Origin of the sequence: Yoonia sp. (assembly GCF_965660735.1) — a bacterium.
Taxonomy (GTDB): Bacteria; Pseudomonadota; Alphaproteobacteria; order Rhodobacterales; family Rhodobacteraceae; genus Yoonia.
This window is the reverse complement of the sequence record NZ_CBFIBD010000061.1, coordinates 1-11,241: the sequence shown is the minus strand read 5'-3', so window position 1 is coordinate 11,241 and position 11,241 is coordinate 1. Positions and strand designations below refer to the sequence as shown.

General features: G+C 57.9%; 10 protein-coding genes and 1 riboswitch. Of the genes, 2 read left to right on the top strand and 8 right to left on the bottom strand.

The window, feature by feature from the left end:
• Positions 1–360 precede the first annotated feature (360 nt).
• Both msrQ and msrP read right to left on the bottom strand, forming a co-directional pair.
• Positions 361–972, bottom strand: coding sequence for a protein-methionine-sulfoxide reductase heme-binding subunit MsrQ (gene msrQ, locus ACTG4B_RS14885; RefSeq protein ID WP_439156490.1), 612 nt, complete (start codon positions 970–972; stop codon positions 361–363).
• Positions 973–975: 3 nt separating this feature from the next.
• Entirely contained in the window at positions 976–1,875 is a 900-nt protein-coding gene (msrP, locus tag ACTG4B_RS14880) for a protein-methionine-sulfoxide reductase catalytic subunit MsrP (RefSeq protein WP_439156489.1), read from the bottom strand.
• A gap of 278 nt (positions 1,876–2,153) precedes the next feature.
• On the opposite strand from msrP, the gene ACTG4B_RS14875 reads away from it, so the two are divergent.
• Positions 2,154–2,630: a fasciclin domain-containing protein gene (locus ACTG4B_RS14875; RefSeq protein WP_439156488.1), complete on the top strand. Its 477-nt coding sequence runs from the start codon at positions 2,154–2,156 to the stop codon at positions 2,628–2,630.
• Positions 2,631–2,697: 67 nt separating this feature from the next.
• Here ACTG4B_RS14875 and ACTG4B_RS14870 read toward each other — a convergent pair whose 3' ends face one another.
• Together ACTG4B_RS14870 and clpB are read right to left on the bottom strand one after the other, a co-directional pair.
• Positions 2,698–3,756: a hypothetical protein gene (locus ACTG4B_RS14870; RefSeq protein ID WP_439156487.1), complete on the bottom strand. Its 1,059-nt coding sequence runs from the start codon at positions 3,754–3,756 to the stop codon at positions 2,698–2,700.
• A gap of 457 nt (positions 3,757–4,213) precedes the next feature.
• Positions 4,214–6,826: an ATP-dependent chaperone ClpB gene (gene clpB / locus ACTG4B_RS14865; protein WP_439156486.1), complete on the bottom strand. Its 2,613-nt coding sequence runs from the start codon at positions 6,824–6,826 to the stop codon at positions 4,214–4,216.
• A 202-nt stretch (positions 6,827–7,028) separates the two neighbouring features.
• On the opposite strand from clpB, the gene pyrF reads away from it, so the two are divergent.
• Positions 7,029–7,742 (top strand): orotidine-5'-phosphate decarboxylase, encoded by a 714-nt coding sequence (gene pyrF / locus ACTG4B_RS14860; RefSeq protein ID WP_439156485.1) that lies wholly within the window; start codon positions 7,029–7,031, stop codon positions 7,740–7,742.
• A gap of 31 nt (positions 7,743–7,773) precedes the next feature.
• Here the strand turns inward: pyrF and ACTG4B_RS14855 are convergent, their stop codons facing one another.
• The 4 genes from ACTG4B_RS14855 to ACTG4B_RS14840 form a co-directional block, all read right to left on the bottom strand.
• The gene (locus ACTG4B_RS14855) at positions 7,774–8,250 is read right to left on the bottom strand and encodes a DUF305 domain-containing protein (protein ID WP_439156484.1); all 477 of its coding nucleotides are present in this window, start codon (positions 8,248–8,250) and stop codon (positions 7,774–7,776) included.
• Positions 8,251–8,418: 168 nt separating this feature from the next.
• Positions 8,419–8,691 (bottom strand): NfeD family protein, encoded by a 273-nt coding sequence (locus ACTG4B_RS14850; RefSeq protein ID WP_439156483.1) that lies wholly within the window; start codon positions 8,689–8,691, stop codon positions 8,419–8,421.
• A complete protein-coding gene (locus ACTG4B_RS14845; RefSeq protein WP_439156482.1) occupies positions 8,691–9,584 on the bottom strand; it encodes an SPFH domain-containing protein in 894 nt (297 codons plus the stop codon). Before ACTG4B_RS14845 ends, ACTG4B_RS14850 begins: the two co-directional genes overlap by 1 nt.
• 40 nt (positions 9,585–9,624) lie before the next feature.
• The gene (locus tag ACTG4B_RS14840) at positions 9,625–10,875 is read right to left on the bottom strand and encodes a D-amino acid dehydrogenase (RefSeq protein WP_439156481.1); all 1,251 of its coding nucleotides are present in this window, start codon (positions 10,873–10,875) and stop codon (positions 9,625–9,627) included.
• 119 nt (positions 10,876–10,994) lie between these two features.
• A riboswitch (glycine riboswitch) is annotated at positions 10,995–11,082 on the bottom strand.
• Positions 11,083–11,241 lie beyond the last annotated feature (159 nt).

Sequence of the window (11,241 nt, the reverse complement as noted above, 5' to 3'; positions counted from 1 at the left end):
GGGTTCTACGGTTAGTGGACCATGCCCGCAACCCCTTTTTTCAACAAAAATGCATTTTTTGTGACAAGACAGAATTTCACCGTGATTTTAGACCCTTAGGGTAATTTTGATACGCTCATCAGGGGTTGCTTCGCATCATTCTTAGGCAGAATGGAAACGGAACACCCCATATCTTGGGTTATCCACAAGCCCGACCACTAGGACACTGGAAAACACGCGAGACTCATCTGCGAAAATCGGCATGAATCACCCCGACTCGGCCCCATTCTCAGCCCGACGGCCAAGACGGGAACCCACCATCACGCACAACGGTCCAACACCATATCCTGCCGCATCGCCGATTCCCTGTGTAGTGGCCTGTCACGCAGCCAGTCTTTGGCGCCATTGATGTCCATAGCGCAGCGCAATCAGCCCTAGAATGATCGTCAGATAGACAATCGGGGCAATCTGGAACCCCTTGACCAGCCATAGATAGTGAATGCCGCCCAGCACCGCCGCCGGATAGACCAATTTGTGCAGCTTGCGCCACCGCACCGGCCCCAGTTTGCGGATCGACAGATTGTTGGATGTCAGCGCCAAGGGGATCAACAGCACGAAACCCGCCATGCCAACCGTAACATAGGGGCGCTTGACGATTTCCTGCCACACCCGTTCGGGCGTCTGCACATCAAGAATGGCCCAGACCAGCAGATGCGCCAAAATGACGAAAAAGGTCGTCACACCGATGGCCCGACGAAATCTGACCAGATCCACACCCGTCCATTGCCGCAGAGGCGAAACCAAAAGCCCCGCCACGATCAGCTTGATCCCCAGTTCCCCATATTCGCGTTCAAGCGCGTTGATCGGTTCCACACCCAGCCCCCCGGTCAGGGCCAGATAAAACAGCCAGCACATCCATAGCGTCGCCACGACATAGACGGCCCATGCGGGAAACCTGCGCAGGGCGATATTGATCCTCTTGGACGGGGACATGATCTAGAAGAACTCCGCCAGATCCATACCCTCATAAAGGCTTGCGACCTGGGGGTAGCCGTTGAACATCAAGGTATCCTGCCGCGCGGCAAACAGCCCGCCGCCAACCTTGCGTTCTGTGGCCTGCGACCAGCGCGGATGATCCACATTCGGATTCACGTTACTATAGAACCCGTACTCGCGCGCATTGGCTTTGTTCCAGCTTGTCGGTGGCTCCTGATCGGTCAAGGTGATCCGCACGATCGACTTGATGGACTTGAACCCGTATTTCCACGGCACCACCAGACGGATCGGCGCGCCGTTCTGGTTGGCAAGCGGTTCGTCATAAATGCCAATCGCCATCAGCGTCAGCGGGTGCATGGCCTCGTCCAGGCGCAGACCCTCGACATAGGGAAAGTCCAGCACACGCCGCCGCACGCCAATCATGTTCTCGGGTTGCACCACCGTTTCAAAGGCCACGTATTTTGCGCCCGACTGCACACCGACCTTGTTCAGGATATCTGCCAGTTCGATCCCGTTCCATGGAATGACCATCGACCATGCCTCGACACAGCGAAAACGATAGATCCGGTCTTCGACCGTCAGACCCGCCAACAAATCGTCCAGCGCGTATTCGCCGGGGTTATCGACCATGCCATCAACCTTGATCGACCACGGCGATGTTACCAACGCCGCCGCATTGCGGGCGGGGTCCTCCTTGCCGGTGCCGAATTCATAGTAGTTGTTGTATGTCGTGATCTCTTCCAGCGTATTGGGCTCAAGCCCTTGCGCCTGCGCGCCGGTGCCAATCAAGCCGATCGCGCCCAGCCCGGCCGTGCCCGCCAATATCTGGCGACGGTTAAGGAATGCGGCCTTTGGGGTAACATCGGCGCGCGTCAGGTCGTTGGTCCAGCGGTGTGCCATTTCAGTCTCCGTTCAATTTGCTTCTGTTATATATACGCAAAATTACGGAAATCAGTTTCACGATGCCGCCAGTTCACTGAAATACGCCTAAAAAGGACACGGGTGATCACGCTGTTTTCACGCATTTGTGAGTGGAAATCGCGTTTCGCCATTGCTTAGGCGGGAGCCCCTGTTCGTCAAGCAGCATCAGCGGAAAATCCCGATGATCCAGTCCCAATCCAAGGCGTAGAAACCTTGATGCCAACAAAGGCATCCCAAACACAAATGGGAGATACTCAATGCTACGCAGAACTTTTCTTGCACTGACGACAACCGCTGCAATGAGCACAGGCGCTTTTGCCGCCGGTCACTCGATGGATATCGTCGATACCGCGGTTGGCGCTGGCAACTTCACCACGCTGGTCGCCGCAGTTGAGGCCGCCGGTCTGGTTGAAACGCTCAAAGGCGATGGCCCCTTCACCGTCTTCGCCCCCACGGATGAGGCATTCGCCGCCCTGCCCGAAGGCACAGTCGAGGCCCTGCTGGCCGATCCCGAGGCACTGGCTGGTATCCTGACCTATCACGTGGTCGCTGGCAAAGTGATGTCCGGCGATCTGTCTGACGGCATGATGGCCGCAACAGTGAATGGCGCGGAAATCACCATCGGCACCGAAGGCGGCGTGACCGTGAACGATGCCAATGTGGTAACCGCCGACATCGAAGCATCGAACGGCGTCATCCATGTCATCGACGCGGTTATCCTGCCGCCAATGTAAGATCGGAACAAAAAACGCCCCGGGCTTGTGCCCGGGGCTTTTCATCAAAGGTCTGGCAAGAAAGTATTCAGTGATACAAACCGAACGTAATGCCGATGTTGCGATCAAAGGATTCGGTTTCAAAACTGTCTGATAGCCGGGTCCGGACGCCTTTTGTCACTTCATGAGCAACCTGCACAGAACGAAAATCGCTTGGCAGATAGGTATAGCTCAACCCGAACTTCGAGATCTCAAACTCATTGGTCCTTGTGCCCGACGCCGCAGCATTCGTGCTGGTGCGTTCCTGCCATTCGTAGTTGCCGGCGAAATACCCCAGATCCGTGTTGCCGTAGACAATGCCGACATTGTTGAACCGCGCGGGCGAACGCCCGGTATTCGCGCGGGTATCATCATCACCCTGAAAATGCGACAGGCCAGTCGACACCAGCAAATCGTCGGTCACCCGAGACGCGGCATGGGCATTGATTGACGAATCGTCGACCTCCCAACCAAGGTTATGGGTGCCGGTCACCTTTGTATAAGTCGCCCCACCAAGCAGACGTTCATCCGCCCAGACGTATTCATAGTTTACGGTATGATACTGGAAACCCGGATCGGTTGCATAGCTCAGCGTGCCCGTTCCGAAGTCATAGCCAACACCAAAACCGGTTTTCACCACAGAGCCCGCATCAGTTGCGGAATCAACTGTTTCCAACAACTGGTTGAGCTGCGACCTCCCCTGCTGGCCACCCGTTATGACCGAGCTGAACTGCCCGTCATAGTGTCCCTGCATTGCGGACAAAAGCAGACCGCCATCAAGGGAAAGGCCGACAGCAGAGTCGCCAAAGCGACACTCGTCGCCCATGATCGTCAAGGCACCATTGCCAGCACCGACGATGAACTTTCCAAAGCCCAAGTAAACGTTTGTTGCGGAATTCGCGAGGTCAGGGTCCGTCTCGAAGAAATTAACATCCTCCAGATTATCAGAGAAGATAAGCGTCTCGATCCCCGCAAAGAAAGGGTCACTATAACAGCCATAGTTGGCAAAAAGTTGCAGGTCGACGTCCGTGATATCATCGCGATGGGCAGCCAGGTCAGAGCCCGTGCCGCCGGCAAAGTTGGAACCATCTGCGTGCTGGGCAATCATGCGCGTTGCCAGACCTTCAATGCCGAATGACAAACCGGATGTTTCTGTCCAGGATTGCCATGCGGTGTCGGCTTCGGGCGTTGTCTGGGCCAAAGCGACGGCAGGGATGAACAACGAAACGGCAGCGGCGGGCGCTATGCCCCTTGAAAATGGGGGGCTGCATTCCTCGGCAGCGACGAAACGGTAAAACGCATTCTGCCTTGATATCTGAAACCTTGTCCGGACAAATCCGGATCGTCGCCCTTGGGGTGATTGGTGGCGTGAAAGTCTTACTATCTTGGTAATTTGCGCTTTGAGGGACCAAAAGCATCGACCTTTTCAAGACGGTTTGTGACCAAATCAAGGAACTGGCTCGCGCAATTTCAGTATTGGCCCAATTGTATCAAAGCCGCGCAAGATAGTATCAGAGCCACCCATCATTAACCAAAAAGGGCGCCCGAAGGCGCCCTTTCGTCGATCAATGAACCACCGCATCCTCTGGCGGTTGCCGGTTACTGGACGCGACGCGATCCCCGATCAGCAGTCCATCGGCGCCGGCACTGACATGCACCGTGTCACCTTCGCCTACATCACCGGCAAGGATCATCTCGGCCAGTTGATCCTGCAACGACCGCTGGATCACCCTTTTCAGAGGACGTGCACCGAACACCGGATCATACCCTTCGTCGGCCAGCCATTTCAGCGCGGGGTCATCAAGTTCGATCTTGATGTTGCGCCCCGCCAGCCGTTTCATCAACAGATCCAACTGGATCTTGACGATTCCGGCCATGTCTTCGCGCGCCAGACGATCAAAGATGATCGTTTCATCCAGACGGTTCAGGAATTCAGGCCGGAAATGCGCCCGGACCGCATCCATCACGTCACGCTTGGCCTGTGCGGGGTCGGCCCCGTCAGGCATCTGGCTTAGCGCCTGCGCGCCCAGGTTCGATGTCAGCACGATCAACGTCTGCTTGAAATCAACCGTGCGCCCGTGACCATCGGTCAGCACACCGTCATCCAGCACCTGCAACAGGATGTTGAACACATCCGGGTGCGCCTTTTCGACCTCGTCGAACAGGATCACCTGATAGGGCCGCCTGCGCACCGCCTCGGTCAGCACGCCGCCTTCCTCATAGCCGACATATCCTGGGGGTGCCCCGATCAAACGCGCGACGGCGTGTTTTTCCATGAATTCGGACATATCGATACGCACCATCGCGTGTTCATCGTCGAACAGATATTCGGCCACGGCCTTGGTCAGTTCGGTCTTGCCGACACCCGTTGGCCCAAGGAAAAGGAACGACCCCAGCGGGCGCGCCTCGTCGTTCAGCCCGGCGCGGGCACGGCGCACAGCATTGGCCACGGCACGCACGGCCTGTTTCTGACCGATCACGCGCTTGCCCAGCTCTTCTTCCATGCGCAAGAGCTTGTCGCGTTCGCCCTCCAGCATCTTGGATGTGGGGATGCCGGTCCAGCGTTCGACGACCTCGGCGATCTGTTCGGGGCGCACGGCCTCTTCGACCATCAGATCCTCAGAGCTTTCAGCCTCGGCCAATTTGCGTTCCAACTCGGGGATCACACCGTAAGACAGCTCACCGGCCTTGGCCAGATTGCCCTCGCGCTTGGCGATGTCCAGTTCGGCACGGGCGCGGTCAAGCCGTTCTTTCAGGTCGCGCGCACCTTCCAGCTTGGCGCGTTCGGCCTGCCATTTGGCTGTCATTTCCGACGCCTGTTCCTGAAGATCACCAAGTTCCTTTTCCAGCTTTTCCAGCCGGTCCTTGGATGCCTTGTCGTCCTCTTTCTTCAGCGCCTCGGCCTCAATCTGTTTTTGGAAAATATCACGGTCCAGTGCGTCAAGCGCCTCTGGCTTGCTGTCCACTTCCATACGCAGACGGCTGGCCGCTTCGTCCATCAGGTCGATGGCCTTGTCGGGCAGAAAACGGTCAGTGATATAGCGGTGCGACAGGGTTGCAGCGGCCACAAGCGCGCTGTCGGAAATCCGCACACCGTGGTGCAATTCGTATTTTTCCTTGATGCCACGCAGGATGCTGATCGTGTCCGCCTCTGTCGGTTCGTTCACGATCAGGGGCTGGAAACGGCGGGCAAGGGCGGCATCCTTTTCCACATATTTGCGGTATTCATCCAGCGTCGTAGCACCAATACAGTGCAGTTCACCCCGCGCCAGGGCCGGTTTGATCAGGTTGGCCGCATCCATCGCGCCTTCGGATTTACCGGCGCCGACAAGCGTGTGCATTTCGTCGATGAACAGGATGATTTCACCGGCGGCTGCCTCGATCTCTTTCAGCACGGCTTTCAGCCGTTCCTCGAATTCACCGCGGTATTTCGCACCGGCAATCAGCGCACCCATGTCCAGCGCCATCAGGCGTTTGTTGCGCAGCGATTCAGGCACGTCACCATTCACGATCCGCAGGGCCAGCCCTTCGGCAATCGCGGTTTTGCCAACGCCGGGTTCACCAATCAGCACCGGATTGTTCTTGGTCCGGCGCGACAGAACCTGCATGGACCGGCGAATTTCCTCATCCCGGCCAATGATCGGGTCGATCTTACCTTGCTCTGCGGCCTCGGTCAGGTCGCGGGCGTATTTCTTCAGCGCATCATAGCCTTCTTCCGCGCTTGCCGTGTCGGCCGTCCGGCCCTTGCGGACATCATTGATCGCGGTATTCAGGTTCATCGCGGTCACGCCGCCTGCGTCCAGCGCATCCTTGGCCTTGGATTTCACCACGGCAAGAGCCGTCAGCAACCGTTCGACGGCGACAAAACTGTCCCCGGCCTTTTTGGCGATCTTTTCTGCCTCGTCAACCACCTTGGCGGTCGTGTTATCAAGATACACCTGCCCGGTATCGCCGCTGACCTGTGGGATCTTGGCCAGAGCCGCTTCAAGCGACACGACGACGGCCTTCGGGTCGCCGCCCGCACTGCTGATCAGGTTGGATGCAAGCCCTTCTTCATCATCCATCAGGGCTTTTAGCAGATGTTCGGGCGTCAGCCGCTGGTGGTTTTCGCGCATTGCAATGGTCTGTGCAGCCTGCATAAAGCCACGCGACCGCTCGGTGAACTTTTCAAGGTTCATGGGTCTCTCCTTTGTTAAGCGCCCGGGTAGTCGCATGCCCGCTTGGCGGCACATGCCCTTGGTGGGCCTCATAACTCAAATGGGCACAGGCTGTCCTTGACGCAAGTCAGTCAACGAAGATTTCGGAATTACCCCTCCGGGCGATTGCGCGACAGCCACCCAGCGGATAGACCGCGCCAAAGCCACTCTGAAAGGAAAACCCATGTCCGATGACCGCCTGATCGTTGCAATGGATGTCCCCGATGTGATCGCCGGTCTGGAACTGGCCGAAACGCTGGGCGACGCTGTGAGTTTCTACAAGATCGGGCTGGGCATGCTGACAGGCGGCGGATTGGCGCTGGCCAATGAACTCAAGCAGGAACATGGCAAACGCATTTTTCTGGACATGAAATTTTTTGACATCGGCGCCACGGTCGAAGCGGCGGTGCGCGGCATCGCGCAATTCGATCTGGATTTCCTGACCGTCCATGGCGACCCGCATGTCGTACGCGCCGCGCGCGAGGGGGCCGCCGGGTCCGACCTGAAAATCCTTGCGGTGACGATCCTGACCTCGCTTGACCGGGCTGATCTGGATGCGTCCTGTATCAAACCGGGCAGCATCGCAGATCTGGTGCAGGAACGCGCTGGACGCGCGTTTGCGGCCGGGGCCGACGGTGTCATCGCATCCCCGCAAGAGGCCGCGCTGATCCGCGCCCTGCCCGAAGCAGCGGGCAGGTTGATCGTCACTCCCGGCGTGCGCCCTACCGGTGCTGCGATGGGCGACCAGAAACGGGTAACGACGCCGGCACAGGCGATTGCGAACGGTGCCGATCATATCGTAGTGGGGCGCCCGATCTGGCAGGCAGCAAACCCACGCTCCGCAGCGCTGTCAATTCTGCACGACCTCGCGGCGCCGCTGCCGAAAAGTGACGATTAGCATCAGCGCAATCCTGCGCGCGCCGCGCCGCTTATTTTCCATCAATCTCCGGCGTGGCAGCCGGGCCACCCTGCAGATCCGTGATCAGCGCCTTCATCTCTGCAATTTCAAGCCGCTGCGCGCTGATGATTTCGCCGGCCAACGCTGCGACGCGCGGGTCACTGATATGCGCCCGTTCACTCGTCAGAATGGCGATTGAATGGTGCGGGATCATGGCCTTCATCCATGCCACTTCGCCGACTGTTGCCTGACTACGCACAAGATACACGCCCAGCACGAACGCCAGCGCACTCACCACAAAAATCGCCGTGTTCAGGGATCTGTTGCCATACATCCCCAACATGAACGACAACATGATCACCGCCATTGCAGCGCCCATATAAAGCGCCATCCATGCGCGCGTCTGGCTAAAGAAAATGTGATCGATCGCGTAGGTATTCAAATACATCAGACCAAACATCACGATCGTCGATGTGATGATCATCGCGGTAAATCTGAAATAGGACATGTCTCGATCTCCGGGTTCTAGCACTGAATGCGCTTTGGCCGGTCGTCAGGGCGCGACGGCCAAACGCCTGTCGTCGTGTTTGATACTGTAATTTAGCATGCGCGCCTTCGGAAAACAAACATCTGGCGCCGTATAGCCATCCGCCCCAAACCGGGGCGGCACGACTTTTCAGTCATTTATGTCCGTGTCCCAGACCTTGACCTGCCCTTTGCGCAGGCTGAAAAACCGGCGCATCGCAAGATAAGCCAAAAGCGACAGTCCCGCAAAAATGGCAAAGGTCAGGGCAAAACCGGCCCCTGATAACCCCAGCAGCATCAGAAGGCCCATCGCCGCAGCGCCCAGCGCAAAGCCCAGGAAAATATAACCGGGGATCAGCACCTCAAGCGTCGCAAGGATCAGGGCCGCCGACAACCATACCCACCAGAGTGACCAAAGCGGCATTATCCGCGCCCTTTCAACATCTTGAAGGCATCGGCAAAGGCATCCAGTGCGTTGGCCGGCAGAACGACTGTCTGGTTCCCCTGCCCTGACGCGACCTTTTGCACGGCCTCCACCTGCTTAAGGGCCACCTGATATTGTGCCGCCTCCAGCCCGTTTTCGGCAATCGCCACGGCGACCACCTGCGTGGCATAGGCCTCTGCATCGGCCAGCACGCGGCGGGCCTTGGCCTCTTGCTCGGCAGCATAAAGATCGGCGTCGGCCTGCAATTCAACCGACCGTTTCTTGCCCTCGGCCTCAGTCACCTGCGCACGACGGGCACGTTCGGCATTCAACTGTTGCAGCATCGCAGAGCGCGTCGCCTCGTCCAGATTCACATCGAGGATTTCAGCGCGGGTCACCTCGATCCCCCAGTCATCGACCTGCTGGGCGACTTGTTCACGGACCGCATCAATCAGGGTGGCACGATTGGCCTGCACCTGATCCAGTTCCATCCGGCCGATTTCAGATCGGACGATGCCCGCAACGGTGGTCGAAATTGCCCCATCGACATCCCGTATGCGGTAAACCGTCTTTTCCGGTTCGATAATCCGATAAAAGACGGATGTTTCCACCTGCACCAGCACGTTGTCGGATGTGATCGCATCCTGCGTCATCGCGGGCAGCTGGCGTTCCAGTATCGACACCTTGTGCCGCACACGATCGAGGAACGGGACGATGAAATTGATCCCGGGCCCAAGTACCGATTGCAGCCGTCCAAGGCGTTCCACTACGAACTTCTCTGACTGCGGAACGATCCGCACGCCTGCCGTGATACAGACGATGATGAACACCGCCAGCAAAACCAACAAAATATTCTGCCCCAGAAATTCCGCGAACATGTCTTCAACAGGCATATGACCATCCCTTTAAATATGGGATGGTCATATGCGCGGTTCATGCATCCTGCAATATTGCAGATGCGCCACCCTGCACAGTGTTGCGCCGAAAGCGCGCAGCAACCGTGGCCCCGATCACATCCGCCGTTGCCGGGCTCAGCGTCCAGCCCAGATGGCCGTGCCCCGTGTTATAGAACACGCGGTCATTCTTGCCCGGGCCAACGCGCGGCATCATGTTGGGCATCATCGGCCGCAAACCTGCCCAGGGAATGCAGTTTTCGGTAGAGACATCGGGAAAATGTTCCTCGCACCACTTGATCAGGGGCCGCACGCGCCGTTCCAGAATATCGCGGTTCTCGCCATTGAATTCAGCTGTTCCGGCGATCCGCAAGCGGTTCTTTCCCAGGCGCGAGGCCACGATCTTGGCCTTATCATCCAGCAAGGATGTCGTTGGCGCCGCCGCCTGACTGGGGGCATCGTCCAGATTGACGGTAATCGAATACCCCTTGACCGGATAGATATTCACCCGGTCGCCCAGCATCTGCGCAAACTTGCGGCTGGCCACCCCAGCAGAGACGACGACCCCGTCAAACCGTGTTTCATCGCCACACTCGACATATACGCCATCATCGCGCACATGCAGATCCGTTACTGGCATGCCCAGTTTGAACGTCACACCCTCCGCTTCCAGCCAGCGGGCCAGACCCATGGTGAATTTGTGAATATCACCGGTGCTGTCGCTTTCGGTCCAGAAACCGCCAATGATATCGCCGCGCAGGGTCGGTTCGCGGTCCAGCACCTCTTGCACAGTCAATTCGTGCCGCTCCAACCCGCCTTCTGCCAGCAGGCCGTTGACCATGCGGGCATGTTTCAGGTCTTTCTCTGTCTTGTAGAAATGCAGGATGCCGGCTGGGCTGAAATCGAAATCAACGCCTGATTTTTCCGCCATCTCGGCAAGCCCGGCACGGGCCGACACGGCCATGCGGGCGGTCTTCACGGTGTTTGTCTTGTAGCGCGGTATATTCGCCAGAAACTCTGTCATCCAGCTGACCTTGTGCCAGCCGGGACGCGGGTTCACGAACAGGGGCGCATCCCCCTGCAGCATCCACTTGATACCTTTCAACACCGTGGACCACTGGTTCCAAACTTCGGCGTTCGATGCGCTCAGCTGGCCACCATTGGCAAAACTGGTCTCCATCCCAGCATAACGTTGACGGTCATAAACCGTCACGTCGAAACCGCGGACCATCAGGGAATAGGCTGTTGTGACACCGGTGATCCCGGCACCAAGGACTGCAATAGAAGGCATGGCATATCTCCGCCAATCGGCGCTTGCGCGCGTTGCCCCCACCGTGTCTGGGCCTGAGAGATTCACCGCGTTTCGCAGCTTGCTCCTTCGGCGGGCCAATGGCCACTCTTCGGCGTGTTGCACCCCAACCGGTCCATTTGCCTGAGAGTGACCGGGGCGGTTGCTCCTTCGGCGACGGATCTGACCGTTCTCTCCCGGTCGGCGTGTTATCTGAGCGACCCGTTACGCCAAAATAACGCACCAGGCAAACAAAATCGACGCCCCTTCCAGCTTCTTCAGAGTATAAATATCCCCGCCGGAGGCACCAAATTTCGCGAAATTTGGTCAACCCGGGCTGATGTCAGCGCATTGTGTCAATTTCCAGCG